Here is a 12,770-nt window from a genome sequence, read left to right on the forward strand (position 1 = left end):
AAAACGAAGGAACACCAATGACACAGACACGCATCGCACCGCTGGACGGCGTCAGAGTCCTCGAACTAGGAAACTACATAGCTGCACCCACTGCGGGCCGGCTTCTCGCTGACTTCGGTGCCGAAGTGATCAAGGTAGAGCGGCCTGGTACCGGCGACGAGCTGCGCAACTGGAGGCTGCACAAGGGCGACACCTCCATGCTGTACCGCACCATCAACCGCAACAAGAAGTCCGTCGTCTTGGACCTGCGCACCGAGGCCGGCCGGCAGGCGGTCCTGGGACTTGCCGGGAAGTCGGACATCCTCCTGGAAAACTTCCGTCCGGGAACCCTGGAGAAATGGGGGCTGGGCCCCGAGGTCCTTAACGAGGTAAACCCGGAACTTGTCATCACACGCATTTCCGCCTTTGGGCAGACCGGACCGCTGTCCGAGCGTCCGGGCTTTGCCGCAGTCGCCGAAGCTTACGGGGGCTTCCGGAACCTCGTCGGCGATCCCGACCGCGCGCCCGTACGGGTCGGCGTCTCGATCGGCGATTCGATCGCGGGCCTCTACGCAGCCTTCGGCTCCATGATGAGCCTCTACCAACGGGAAGCGCGACGCCGGGACTCCGCTGGTGCCGCTGTGCTCACCGAACGAATCATCGACGTTGCGCTCAACGAAGCCATGTTCTCCATGATGGAATCGCTCATTCCGGACTACCAGGCATATGGTGTGGACCGGCAACGTGTAGGCGGCCGCATGGAAGGAATCGCACCCTCCAACGCCTACATCTGCAAGGACGGAGCCAGCATCGTTGTCGCCGGCAACGGGGACTCCATCTACCAGCGGTACATGCAGACCATCGGGCGCCCGGAGTTGGCCGAAGATCCCGAACTGCAGAGCAATGCCGGCCGCTGGGCACGGCGCGAGGAACTGGACCAGGCCATTGGCGCATGGACCGGGGAACTGGATGCCGCCGACGCCCTTGCCGCCCTGGACGCGGCCGGTGTTCCGGCGGGCCCTATTTACACTGCAGCGGATATCAGTAACGACAGCCAGTACGCGGCCCGCAACATGATCCAGAAATTCGACGTCTCCACCGGCGAAGAAACCCTCTCCGGCGTCGGCTTCCCGGGCATCGTGCCCGTCATCGGCGACCAGTCCCTGCCCATCCGCAACCTCGGGCCGGATCTGGGCGAAAACACAGCGGAAATCCTCTCCGGGCTCTTGGACATGGACCCGACAGAGATCACTGCGGCCGCTGGCCGCGAGGAGGCACTTCAGGCATGAACCACCACGTAAACCCACTCGCCTCAACACTGGGCAACACCATCCTGCGCGACGTCACCCTGCGGGACGGGCTTCAGCTCACCGGAAAGCTCCTGCCCACCGAACAAAAAGTGGACACCGTCCGCGAGCTGCTGCGCCTGGGCGTACCCGCGATCGAACTCGGCTCCATGGCCCGACCCGACCTCGTTCCCACTATGGCCAACACCCTGGAGGTAGTTCAGGCCCTCACCGCCGAGGAACTCGACAAATGTTGGATCTGGGTCGCCACTCCGGGGCACGTGGCCAAAGCAGCGGCCGCCGGGGCGCGGAACTTCCAATACTGCCTCTCCGCCTCAGACTCGCACAACAAGGCAAACATCGGCCGCAGCACGGACGAAAGCCTCGCCGCTCTGCCCGAGGCCGTGAAATACGCCAAAGCCGTCGATGGCCAGATCCAACTTTGCATAGCCACCTCGTTCACGTGCCCCTTTGAAGGAATGGTCCCGGAAGAACGCGTCCTGTCCATCGCCAACGATCCCCGGGCAGAGGGCACCACGGACATAGTCCTCTGTGACACTCTTGGGCAGGCTATTCCCGCCCAGGTGTCCGGGCTGATCAGCCGCATCCGCCAGGAGTCTCCTTCCCGCCGGATCGTGTACCACGGCCATGACACCTGGGGCCTCGGCGTCGCCAACACCCTCGCCGCCATCCAGTCCGGCGCCACCATGGTGGACGGCGCGCTGGGCGGCCTCGGCGGGTGCCCCTTCGCCCCAGGCGCGAGCGGAAACACCTCGAGCGAGGACATCCTGTTCGCAACACGCCCGGAATGGCTGACCACCGAAAGATTCGCAGGACTGGTGGGGCTTTCCGAGAAACTGCTTGCGGAGCTCGGCGAGCCCAACCGTTCAAAGTCCGCTCAAGGGGCACGCTCCAAAGCCGCGGCCTTCGAGTGGGTCATCCCTTCAGACGCCAGCACGCCGTCAAACGACGCTGCATGCGGCACGGTGCCCACGGCCCCGTAGCCGTCATCCGGCAGGAGCCGGAGGGAGCGGCTCCCGGCGACGACCCAAAATGCGCCAACGTCCCAGCGGCTTCCCGCCGCGACGTTCCTGGAGCCAGTCCCGAAGCGACAGTCCAACGCCGGAAGGCCCCAACGCCAGCGCCGCAGAAGAGGCGGCAGGAATGCCCCTGCCCTAGATCGATTTTCTGAACATAGGAGTAACCATGATTACCCGTGAAAGCGTCGTCCACAGCGACGAAGACCTAAAACGGATTGCCGGCACAATCCGCCGCGACATCATTTCGATGCTTGCCGCGGCTAAGAGCGGACACAGTGCCGGACCCTTGGGCATGGCAGAGCTGTTGGCCGTTCTGTATTTCCACAGCATGCTCCACGATCCGCAAAACCCGGACTGGGACAAGAGGGACGTCTTCTACCTCAGCAACGGGCACACGGCACCCGTTCTCTACGCCGCCATGGCACGCGCGGGATACTTTCCCGTCGACGAGCTCCAGACCCTGCGCCAATTCGGCTCCCGGCTCCAGGGCCACCCGGAGCGTCTGGCCCTGCCCGGGCTGGAAAGCACGAGCGGACCCCTCGGCTCGGGACTTTCACAGGCCGCCGGTTATGCGTACGTGCTGCAGGAGATTGACCAGGTAAACCAGCGGTGGGTCTACACAATCATGGGCGACGGCGAGATCAATGAGGGAAATGTGTGGGAGGCCGCAATGTTCGCGGGCAAATACGCCTTGGGCAACCTCATCGCCTTTATTGACCGCAACAACATTCAAATCGACGGTTCCACCGAAGACGTGATGCCCTTGCGCGACCTCCGCGGCAAGTGGGAATCGTTCGACTGGCACGTTCTTGAAATTGACGGAAACAACGTTCGCAGCATCATCGACGCCATCGGGCTTGCCAAGGCTGTTACTGCCAAACCCACCATGATCATCGCAAATACCGTCCCCGGCAAGGGCGTGCCATTCATGGAATACAACCACCGCTGGCACGGCATGCCCCCCACATCGGAGCAGGCCGACATCGCCCTGCTCGCACTCGAAGGAGCCACAGCCCCATGACCGCTTTCCCCCTGGACCCCCGTGCCCTCACCAACGACGTCAGCTCGGAACCCATTCGCGCTGGTTTTGGCCGTGGTCTCCTCGCAGCTGGCGAACTCGATGAGCGCGTGGTCGCACTTTGTGCCGACCTTACCGACAGTACGCAGATGCACCTCTTCAAGGACCGCTTTCCGCGCCGCTTCGTGCAAGTTGGCGTCGCCGAGCAGAACCTGGTCACCGTGGCCAGCGGCATGGCCCGAGCTGGAAAAATCCCCTTCACATCCAGCTACGCAGCCTTCAGCCCGGGCCGCAACTGGGAGCAATTTAAGACAACAGCGGCACTGAATGACCAGCCCGTAACCATCGTCGGCTCACACGCCGGGATCAACGTGGGTCCCGACGGCGCGACCCATCAAATGCTCGAAGACATCGCCTTGATGCGCGTCATCCCCAACACCCGCGTCATTGCCCCCGCAGACAGCATAGAAGCCGAAAAAGCCACACGCGCCCTTGCCTCCGATCCGGGCCCGAGTTACATCCGCCTAGCCCGGGATGCCACGCCGGTTTTCACCACCGCAGATTCGCCGTTCGAAATCGGGAAGGCGTACGTGCTGCGTTCCGGAACGGACATATCGATCATCACCACCGGGACCATGACCTATCAAGGTCTGCTCGCTGCGGAAATCCTCGCCGACCGGGGACTCTCTGCGGAGGTTGTCCACGTTCCAACAATCAAGCCGCTTGACGAAGAAACCATCCTCAACAGCATCCGGAAAACCAGGTACGCTGCCACGATTGAAGAAGCTCAGATCGCCGGCGGACTAGGCTCAGCCGTGGCCGAACTTGCCTCGCTCCGCTGCCCGATTCCCATTGACCGCTTCGGGATGAAAGACCGCTTCGGTGAAAGCGGCACCCCTGCGAAGCTCCTTGAGGTCTTCCGTCTCACCGGTCCCCAGCTCGCAGATGACATCGAGCAGTGCGTCCGGGAGCGGACTGCAGCAGCCTCCCTGGCTGCTCCGACGGAAGTTGCCGACGCTCTCGCCCACTAGGAAACCGGGGAGGGAACGGCTTCGCCGCCGCGCCGGGGCCGAGGCTGTTCCCCGCCATCGTCATGTGGTGCCGGAATTGAACCTTGCTGTGGTTCCAAAAGTCGCGCACGTATTTTCAGATTTCCCGGCGCCGGCGCGCGCACTCGCAACACGCAACCCGAAAGACGGGGGCCCGCGCCGGGAATCATCTCCGAAGACCAATGTTCACATGATCCTGGTCGACGAGAGGCATCAGTGTTGCCGACACCGAGGGTTCCTGCCAGCCAAGGCAGGGACCCTCGATGTCGGTTTACACGCCGCGTCCGTGGTGGCTCCCGCCGGCGCGCTGCCACCCCGTGCTTCCTGGGGGCGAATCACTTCGCGCTGGCGTGAGTTCCGGAGTGAAGCCGGGTCGGTCAAAGCCCTGATTCCGCCGTTCCTCGGACGAGGCCGGGAACCGCGGATGGAGCCGATGCCTGCCCCTGGTCAGCAGAGGGAGCTTTTCCGCCAGTCACTATAAAAGACATCGGGTGCAAGAATGCAGGCCCTCTTCACTATACGGGTTTAATCCCATAATATGAGTGATGATGATCAGCGACGATGCTGTCATACGTCCGTCCGGCACTGTTCGCGCGGAAGACACGGCAGCGCGTTCCTTCTCAAAGTGGGAACGTGCAGCGAATGCGCGGCTTCGGCCGCGGGAGGAACTTCAACCATGAACTGCAATCCAGGGCGCCGCGCGTCAGACTTTGAACGAACCCACCTGAGGGATGGCGCCTGACCGTGGGCAACAGCTTCCTGGTCACGACCGCGATCCCGGAACCCGGGCTCGGGCTGCTTAGCAACGCCGGCAGGGTCACCGTGCTGCCCGAGCCCCCCGACTACGAATCGCTGGCCTCACTGTGCGCATCCGGGGACTTCGATGTCGTCCTCACCCAGCTACGCGACGTGATCGACGCCGATCTGCTGGCCCGTGCCCGCGTCCGAGGGATATCCAACTTCGCCGTCGGCTACAACAACATCGACGTCGGTGCGGCCACCCGGGCCGGCATTCTTGTGGGCAATACGCCCGGTGTCCTCACGGATGCGACGGCGGACATTGCCATGCTGCTCATCCTCGGCACGGCCAGACGCGTCGTGGAGGCGGACAAACTGGTACGCGAGGGCAGATTCCACGGCTGGGAGCCGAACCTCCTGCTCGGCCGCAACGTCTCCGGTGCGGTCCTGGGCCTCGCCGGATTCGGCAGAATAGCCCGCGCCACTGCCAGACGGGCCTTGGGATTCGGCATGGAGGTACTCTTCGCGCCCAGACCACCCGGTGACCGGCCGGTAAGCGAAGGTGAGCTGGGCGAGTTCGCCGGTAAGGTCCGCCAGGTGCCTTGGGAGGAGCTTGTGGAACGCAGCGACTTTTTGTCCCTGCACGTTCCCCTCAACGACCAGACCCGGTACATGGTGGACGCCGGCGTCCTGCGCCGCATGAAGCCTGACGCCATCCTTATCAATACCGCCCGCGGCCCGATTGTGCATGAGGCAGCCCTGGTGGAGGCGCTGCGGAACGGCGTCATCGCGGCAGCCGGCCTGGACGTCTTCGAAGATGAACCGCGGCTGGCCCCCGGCCTGGCCGAACTGCCGAACACCGTGTTGCTGCCGCATGTCGGCAGCGCAACCGTACCCGTCCGAGCCGAGATGGCACGCCTCAGCGCGCTAAATGCGGTGGCCATCGCCGAAGGCAGCGTGCCCCCGCACGCCGTGAACCCGGAGGCCCAAGCATGACCATCCTGGTTGCCCCGGATAGTTTTAAAGGCACATACTCAGCCTTGGAAGTTGCGGTGTCCATAGCTGCAGGCATCGAGGATGGCGGTGGCAGGGCTGTGCCGCTGCCGGTCGCGGACGGTGGTGAGGGCACTTTTGATGCTCTTTGCCGCAGTCTGGATGCGGATGCTGTCACTGTCGAAGCGGTTAATGCCTGGGCCGAGCCCATTTCTGCAATTCTCGGGCTGGCCCCGGACGGAACCGCCGTGATCGAAGTAGCCCAGGCCGGCGGTCTCACAGCGTCGAGAAATTCCCCGCATGACGCAATGTCCGCCAGCACTTACGGGACAGGGATGATGATTGCAGCCGCCATCGGTTTGGGGGCTACGCATGTCATGGTTGCAGCCGGTGGCTCCGCCACTACTGACGGAGGAGCCGGGGCGGTCCGGGCCATCAACGACAGAGGCGGCCCGAGGGGTGCCCGCCTGACTGTCCTCTCCGATGTGACGACAACATTCCTCGATGCCCCCCGGATTTTTGGGCCCCAGAAAGGGGCAGACGCGGCCAGTATCCAGCTGCTCGAGGAACGACTCCAACAGCTGGCGGTCACATATCCCCGCAATCCCGCCGGCGTTCCACGCACCGGAGCAGCCGGCGGGCTCTCCGGCGGCCTGTGGGCGAACTTTGGGGCGGATTTGGTGTCCGGGGCCGACGCGGTTCTGGACGCGGCAAACTTCGACAAGTATCTGGAGTCCGCCGATGCGGTCGTTGTTGGAGAGGGGCGCCTGGATTCTCAGACAGGGAAGGGGAAAATCATCTCGGCCATTCTGCACCGCGTCCGGTTATCCGGCAGAGCCATCCCCGTTCTGGCCATTGTCGGATCAGTAGCCGAGGATCTGGGTGCTTACGCGCAGAATTTCGAGGAAATCCTTGTAGCATCTGACGCTGCGACGATGTACGTCGCCGGTCAGTCGATCGCGGGTTACTCTCAGCTCCTGCCCTAGCCCCGGGATCTGATGGGCGGCGGTTTCCTTGCGGGCATCACGCCTCGCCGGGGAACCGGCCGCCGATCAGTCTTGTCATATGCTCCGCTGCTGTAAGTAGCGGTTCCACCCAGGCCTCGCACGTTTCGCGTGGCATTCGCAAAGTGGGACCGTTAATGGTCACCGCCCCCACCAGACCGGCTGCAGCGTCGAAAACCGGGGCGGAGAGACCGGAGGCGCCGTCTTCACGCTCACCGACAGTGATGGCAAACCCATCCGTCCGGGTGTTCTTTACTGCGGTGACCAGATCCTCAGAACTCGTAATCGTGGATTCCGTGAGTGACTCCAAGGGATCACGCAGGACCTCCTCCATGAGGTCCGAGTCCCAGGCCAGGAGAACCCGCCCCGCCGAACCGGCATGCAGGGGGAGGATCTTACCAAGATGCATCTCGCGGCGAAGAGCATGGCGCGTTTCCGCCATTGCCACGCACACACGCTGGTGCTGCTCTGCCTTATAGAAACACGTGGTTTCTCCCGTGGTATCCCGAAGCGTCTTCAGCACCGGGCTGATGACGTCGATCACTTCCATTCCCCGGGTCGCCGGGGCTGCCCAGTAGGCCAACCGCATTCCGATGCGGTAGGAATCGTCCTCCCGGTCCAGAAAGCCCTGCGACATGAGGTTGGCCACCAGCCGCTGGACCGTTGAGGTGGGCATGCCGGTGGCCTCGCGGATATCGCTCAGGGACAGTACCGGTCGGGCGAGCGAGAAAGCGTCGAGAATGGATGAGATTTTTCCCAGAACGAGCAAGGTGTTGCTGCTGGACTTCGCTGAAGATTCTGCCACGGACATAGCACTCACGCTAGACGGTAGCCCCACCGGGGTCCAATCAACGTTCCGTCTCGTGATATCAAAGGGGGGCGCGTGGCATCCGCGGCCAGACCCCGGCCTTTGCAGGCCATCATGGGTGCCGCAAGCAACTCCCGGATCCGACATCCCGCCGCCTGCGTCCGAAACGCATAGATACTGTCCGCTTGAACGATCAGCCGCTTTCGGTCCGACCCCAGGCCGCTCAGTCGCGTCGTCACAAAGTGTCTTATATCGTGAGCGAAAATTCACATTGTAATTTTCGTCGTTAGGATGTAGCGTACATCACATGAGTCCGAAACCACATTGTGGGTTCGGACTGTGGATCCTAAGAGGAGAGTCATGACACTGTTCAGCAAGGGCGCCGAACGCACCGTTGATACCTTCCCCGCCCCACGCGGGGACGGTGAGACCGCAACGGAGCAGGCCGCGGCCCTCATTCAGTTGCGTGGAGTGAACAAGCATTTTGGACCTCTGCACGTACTCAAGGACATCGATCTCGATGTCGCCGAGGGTGAAGTCGTTGTGGTCATCGGACCCAGCGGATCCGGAAAATCGACACTCTGCCGGGCCATCAACCGCCTCGAAACGGTCGACTCGGGAACCATTGAGCTCGGCGGGGTGCCGTTAGCCGTTGAAGGAAAATCCCTGGCGTCGCACCGCGCCGACGTCGGCATGGTTTTCCAGTCCTTCAACCTCTTCGCGCACATGACCGTGCTCGAGAACGTGACCCTGGGCCCGATACGTGTCCGCAAGGTTCCACCGGCAAAAGCCCGGGCGCAGGCGATGGAACTGCTGGAAAGGGTGGGCGTCGGACAGCAGGCGCCCAAGCTGCCCGCGCAGCTCTCGGGCGGCCAGCAGCAGCGGGTAGCAATCGCCCGTTCCCTGGCGATGCAGCCGCGGGTGCTGCTGTTCGACGAACCGACGTCTGCCCTGGATCCGGAGATGGTCAACGAGGTTCTCGACGTCATGACGGATCTCGCTCAGGAGGGCATGACCATGGTGGTCGTGACCCACGAGATGGGGTTCGCCCGGAAGGCTGCGGACAGGGTGGTGTTCATGGCTGACGGCGCAATCGTCGAGCAGGCCTCACCGGCCGAGTTTTTCGACAATCCCCGGACCAGCCGGGCACAGGACTTCCTGTCAAAAGTTCTCAGCCACTGAACTAAAAATTTCCCTGCCGGTGTACTCCGGCGAACAACGATGTCTCAAGACAATGGAGTTTTTTATGAAGACACAGAGCATTGCTTTCTCCCTCATCCTCCTCGGCTCACTGGCGCTGACGGGTTGCGGCGGTACCGCCCCAGCAGCCGCCCCGAAGGTCGAGAAGCAGACCTTCGAGTCCGGTACGACCATGGACAAACTGGCCACTGCGGGAACCATTCGGATCGGAACCAAGTTCGACCAGCCCGGCTACGGCCTCAAGGGGCTCGATGGCAAGCCGGAGGGTTTCGACGTGGAGATCGGCAAAATCATCGCCGCCAAGCTCGGAATTGCGGCCGACAAGATCGAGTGGGTGGAAACCCCCTCTAAAGTCCGGGAGGAATCAATCATCCAGGGCAAGGTCGATATGATCACCGCCACCTACGTTGTCACTGACGAACGTCGCGAGCGGGTCGGCTTCGGCGGGCCCTACTACATGGCCGGCAGCGACCTCATGGTAAAGGCAGACAACACTGCCATTACCGGGCCCGAATCCTTCAAAAGCGGCGGACTGAAAGTGTGCGCCGGCGTAGGTTCGATCGACGGCGACAAGCTGAAGCCCCACCTTGCCGACCCGACCAACCAGCTGGTCGAATTCGACGTTCTCAGCAAATGCGAAGATGCACTCCGCACGGGTCAGGTTGACGCCATGACGGCGGGAGATTCCATCCTGAACGGTCTCGCTGCAACCAACAAAGACACGTACAAAGTCATTGGCAAGCCGTTCTTCGTCCAGCCCTACGGCGTCGGCATGACGAAGGGTGACACGAAATTCTGTGAGTTTGTGAACAAGACACTCAAGGATGCCGCAGCAGACGGCAGCTATGAGCGCGCTTGGAAGGAAACCGCCGGAAAAGACATCGACAAGGTAGCGCAGCTCCCGGAACCGGCCCCGTGCGCCTGATCCTCCCTCCCAGGTGAAAGGGTCCACCCGTGGACGTAATTCTCGACAATTTCGACCTGTTTTGGCAGGGCTGGCTCCGTACCATTCAGATCTGCTTCTTCGCGTTGCTCGGCGCAGTGCCGTTAGGGATACTTCTCGCGGCGGCCCGCGTCTCGCCCGTTCCTTCCCTCCGCACCTTGGCAGGGGGATGGGTCACTGTACTTATGAGCTGCCCCCTGACCGTGGTGCTCTTCTTCATGGCGTTCGGCCTCCCGGAGATCGGGATCAAGGGATCATACTTTTGGTTCGGAACCATCGGATTGGCGCTCTACTCCGCGTCTTTTGTCTGTGAAGCACTGCGCAGCGGCATCAACGCTGTGCCTACGGGACAGGCAGAAGCAGCAAGGTCGATCGGGCTGTCGTTCATGCCCAGCCTCGGCCTGGTAATCCTGCCCCAAGCACTCCGCTCATCACTTCCACCCCTGACTAATGCCATCATCTACCTCATCAAGAATTCGGCGATCGTCGGTGCCTTCGGTGTGGGACATGACCTGTTCGCCGTCGCTGACACGCTGACCGCGGCCCGCGGACTTGCCGCGCTCCCCGTTCTGGCCGGCGTGATAGCCGGCTACCTGCTGCTCGTGCTGCCCATAGGACGTCTTCTGTCCCTGATTGAAACCAAGGTGGCGATTCTTCGATGAGCTCCGGAACACTTCTTTACGACGCACTGGGCCCCCGGGCCGGCCGTCGGGTTCGCTGGTTCGGCGTGGTCACCGGCGCGGTAACGCTGGGAGTCCTCTTCCTAGTCGGAGAGAAACTCGCAACCGAAGGGCAGCTGAGTGCAGACAAATGGGGTCCGCTGATCGATCCGGCGAACCCCCGCTTCAGCACTCTCTGGTCGTTTTTGGCAGGCGGAATGCTAAACACCCTCATAGTCGCGGTCCTGGCCATAGTTTGCGCCATGGCGTTCGGTACCGCGATGGCGCTGCTACGTGTAACATCACAGCCCTGGTACCGGTGGTTTGTTGTGTCAGTCATTGAACTGCTCAGGGGCATCCCCGTGGTGCTGCTCATTTTCTTCCTTGCGCGTGTCCTCCCGGAAATCGGAATCGAATTTTCGACTCTGACCTTCCTCGTCATGGGACTGGCGCTGTACAACGGCGTAGTCATCGCCGAGATCATTCGTGGTGGCCTGCAGGCGCTCCCGCGCGGACAGAAAGAAGCCGCGCAGTCACTTGGGTTGTCCAGCTGGCATACGCTGCGGCTGGTTCTCCTGCCCCAGGCATTCCGCATGATGCTTCCCGCGCTGATCGGCCAGCTTATCGTTGTCGTCAAAGAGACCTCACTCGGCTTCATCCTCAGCTACGAGGAACTCCTCCGCCGGGGCCAAATAGCGATCCAGTCACTACACAACCCGCTCCAAATGTTCTTCACCATCGCCGTCATCTACATCGTCATCAATCTCGGACTGACGCTGCTGACACGACGGCTGGAACGCGGAGCCCGCAAGAAGGCACCCGGTACACCGGCGGATGACAAAACGCCTGCAGCCCCACTGCCGTCGCCCGCTGCGCTCCCCGAAGTTCGCGTCTAACAAGGCCGACAACACCGCCTGGCCCGCGGATGGGGCCGGCCACAGGGCCCGTCCCATCCTGGGCTATCCATAGCAGGGGCAACAGATCGCTACCGTCATGGCCGCGCAAAGACAACTAACCGACAAGTCAGCAGAAAGAGGTTGATCCCGTGACCGCGCTCCACGCAAGTCTGTCGTCCCAGCAGCTCACCAGACCCACGCAGTACGGCTACCGAAGATCGGTGGTAACCAACTGGTGCGAGCTCATCCCCGGTGACACTGTGCTCCTCACCGGGCCGGATACGGAACAGCGCTATGCGGGCACCGTCGACGCGGTTCTGGACGACGGCTCACTGGCGTGGATCGTTCTCGCGAACGGAGGCGGACGTCGGCTGTTTTTCCACTGCGACGGACATCAGATGCTCGTCGATCCCAAGGGCCAGGAATGCCCCTGAGACTCCGGGCAGTTGATAAGGGAAGCGCCCGGACGGCCAGCAATAAAGAGGGAGGCAACGACTAATGGCTAGCCCCCAAGCAGCAGAACTTTACGAGCGCTGCCCCCGCTCAATCACGGTCGAGCTACGCTTTGATGACGTGAACAGTGCCGGCCATCTCGGAAATGCGGCACTCGTTCGAGTACTTGATGAGGCACGCATCCGGTTCCTCGGCCAGCCGCTTCCCGGACTTGGGGGCCATGCCGACGGGTTACTCGAAATCCTTGATGGCACGGTCGGAAAAGTGATCGGACAGCAGACAATCGAGTATCGGAGGGAGCTGGAGTACTCACGGGCCCCCCTGGTGGCCACCCTGTGGATTACCCATATCGGGACCAGCAGCTTCTCGCTTGCGGCCGCGATCTCCGACACCGGACCCGCACCCGCCGTCCTTGCAGAAGCAACATACATTCTGACTGACCGCTCGAGCGGCCGCCCCTGGCCTATCGTCGGAGTCTTCCGCGACGTGCTCTCTCAGTATTTAGGTGAGCCGCCACAGTTTCGCCTCCGGCCCTCGGCATCATCAGCCCCCTGGCAGGGCAATACCAGCCATTGACCTCCTCGGGCCGCGCACCCTGCCCAACGGTGACCTCGGCCCACAAAATGGACCAAAACAATGCTTCTGCCGGACGGCAATCAGGAAAAACACGACCAAACTGAGCGGCCCGCCGTCCGCATGCAGTC

The 12,770-nt window shown here is 62.4% G+C and carries 13 protein-coding genes; 12 read left to right on the forward strand and 1 reads right to left on the reverse strand.

The window, feature by feature from the left end; genetic code table 11:
* Positions 1–17: 17 nt before the first annotated feature.
* From BM372_RS17940 to BM372_RS17965, 6 genes are all read left to right on the forward strand, one after another.
* Entirely contained in the window at positions 18–1,268 is a 1,251-nt protein-coding gene (locus BM372_RS17940) for a CaiB/BaiF CoA transferase family protein (protein WP_090956800.1), read from the forward strand.
* Positions 1,265–2,269: a beta/alpha barrel domain-containing protein gene (locus BM372_RS17945; protein ID WP_090956801.1), complete on the forward strand. Its 1,005-nt coding sequence runs from the start codon at positions 1,265–1,267 to the stop codon at positions 2,267–2,269. The genes BM372_RS17940 and BM372_RS17945 overlap by 4 nt, the downstream gene beginning before the upstream one ends.
* A gap of 202 nt (positions 2,270–2,471) precedes the next feature.
* The gene (locus BM372_RS17950) at positions 2,472–3,326 is read left to right on the forward strand and encodes a transketolase (RefSeq protein WP_090956802.1); all 855 of its coding nucleotides are present in this window, start codon (positions 2,472–2,474) and stop codon (positions 3,324–3,326) included.
* Entirely contained in the window at positions 3,323–4,354 is a 1,032-nt protein-coding gene (locus BM372_RS17955; protein WP_090956803.1) for a transketolase family protein, read from the forward strand. Before BM372_RS17950 ends, BM372_RS17955 begins: the two co-directional genes overlap by 4 nt.
* Before the next feature lie 762 nt (positions 4,355–5,116).
* Entirely contained in the window at positions 5,117–6,106 is a 990-nt protein-coding gene (locus BM372_RS17960) for a 2-hydroxyacid dehydrogenase (RefSeq protein ID WP_090956804.1), read from the forward strand.
* Positions 6,103–7,089 carry a glycerate kinase family protein gene (locus BM372_RS17965; RefSeq protein WP_090956805.1) on the forward strand — a complete coding sequence of 329 codons (987 nt, stop codon included), beginning with the start codon at positions 6,103–6,105 and terminating at the stop codon, positions 7,087–7,089. The genes BM372_RS17960 and BM372_RS17965 overlap by 4 nt, the downstream gene beginning before the upstream one ends.
* Before the next feature lie 37 nt (positions 7,090–7,126).
* Here BM372_RS17965 and BM372_RS17970 read toward each other — a convergent pair whose 3' ends face one another.
* Entirely contained in the window at positions 7,127–7,918 is a 792-nt protein-coding gene (locus BM372_RS17970) for an IclR family transcriptional regulator (protein WP_090956806.1), read from the reverse strand.
* A gap of 357 nt (positions 7,919–8,275) precedes the next feature.
* On the opposite strand from BM372_RS17970, the gene BM372_RS17975 reads away from it, so the two are divergent.
* The 6 genes from BM372_RS17975 to BM372_RS18000 all read left to right on the forward strand — a co-directional run bounded on the left by BM372_RS17975 (position 8,276) and on the right by BM372_RS18000 (position 12,642).
* Positions 8,276–9,097, forward strand: coding sequence for an amino acid ABC transporter ATP-binding protein (locus BM372_RS17975; protein ID WP_090956807.1), 822 nt, complete (start codon positions 8,276–8,278; stop codon positions 9,095–9,097).
* A gap of 64 nt (positions 9,098–9,161) precedes the next feature.
* Positions 9,162–10,040, forward strand: coding sequence for a glutamate ABC transporter substrate-binding protein (locus BM372_RS17980; RefSeq protein ID WP_090956808.1), 879 nt, complete (start codon positions 9,162–9,164; stop codon positions 10,038–10,040).
* 29 nt (positions 10,041–10,069) lie between these two features.
* On the forward strand, positions 10,070–10,720 hold the full coding sequence (locus BM372_RS17985; protein ID WP_090956809.1) for an amino acid ABC transporter permease: 651 nt from the start codon (positions 10,070–10,072) through the stop codon (positions 10,718–10,720).
* On the forward strand, positions 10,717–11,613 hold the full coding sequence (locus BM372_RS17990; protein ID WP_090956810.1) for an amino acid ABC transporter permease: 897 nt from the start codon (positions 10,717–10,719) through the stop codon (positions 11,611–11,613). The genes BM372_RS17985 and BM372_RS17990 overlap by 4 nt, the downstream gene beginning before the upstream one ends.
* A gap of 149 nt (positions 11,614–11,762) precedes the next feature.
* Positions 11,763–12,047 (forward strand): hypothetical protein, encoded by a 285-nt coding sequence (locus tag BM372_RS17995; protein ID WP_090956811.1) that lies wholly within the window; start codon positions 11,763–11,765, stop codon positions 12,045–12,047.
* 64 nt (positions 12,048–12,111) lie between these two features.
* Positions 12,112–12,642: an acyl-CoA thioesterase gene (locus tag BM372_RS18000; RefSeq protein ID WP_090956812.1), complete on the forward strand. Its 531-nt coding sequence runs from the start codon at positions 12,112–12,114 to the stop codon at positions 12,640–12,642.
* Positions 12,643–12,770 lie beyond the last annotated feature (128 nt).

This window comes from Arthrobacter sp. ov118, from assembly GCF_900116495.1.
In the GTDB taxonomy this organism is placed as follows: domain Bacteria; phylum Actinomycetota; class Actinomycetes; order Actinomycetales; family Micrococcaceae; genus Arthrobacter.

Bases quoted from the DNA above. Each gene is read 5' to 3' on its own strand.
- BM372_RS18000 (WP_090956812.1), top strand. From the start codon at position 12,112: ATGGCTAGCCCCCAAGCAGCAGAACTTTACGAGCGCTGCCCCCGCTCA.
- BM372_RS17950 (WP_090956802.1), top strand. From the start codon at position 2,472: ATGATTACCCGTGAAAGCGTCGTCCACAGCGACGAAGACCTAAAACGG.
- BM372_RS17940 (WP_090956800.1), top strand. From the start codon at position 18: ATGACACAGACACGCATCGCACCGCTGGACGGCGTCAGAGTCCTCGAA.
- BM372_RS17980 (WP_090956808.1), top strand. From the start codon at position 9,162: ATGAAGACACAGAGCATTGCTTTCTCCCTCATCCTCCTCGGCTCACTG.
- BM372_RS17970 (WP_090956806.1), bottom strand. From the start codon at position 7,918: ATGTCCGTGGCAGAATCTTCAGCGAAGTCCAGCAGCAACACCTTGCTC.
- BM372_RS17965 (WP_090956805.1), top strand. From the start codon at position 6,103: ATGACCATCCTGGTTGCCCCGGATAGTTTTAAAGGCACATACTCAGCC.
- BM372_RS17975 (WP_090956807.1), top strand. From the start codon at position 8,276: ATGACACTGTTCAGCAAGGGCGCCGAACGCACCGTTGATACCTTCCCC.
- BM372_RS17945 (WP_090956801.1), top strand. From the start codon at position 1,265: ATGAACCACCACGTAAACCCACTCGCCTCAACACTGGGCAACACCATC.
- BM372_RS17955 (WP_090956803.1), top strand. From the start codon at position 3,323: ATGACCGCTTTCCCCCTGGACCCCCGTGCCCTCACCAACGACGTCAGC.
- BM372_RS17990 (WP_090956810.1), top strand. From the start codon at position 10,717: ATGAGCTCCGGAACACTTCTTTACGACGCACTGGGCCCCCGGGCCGGC.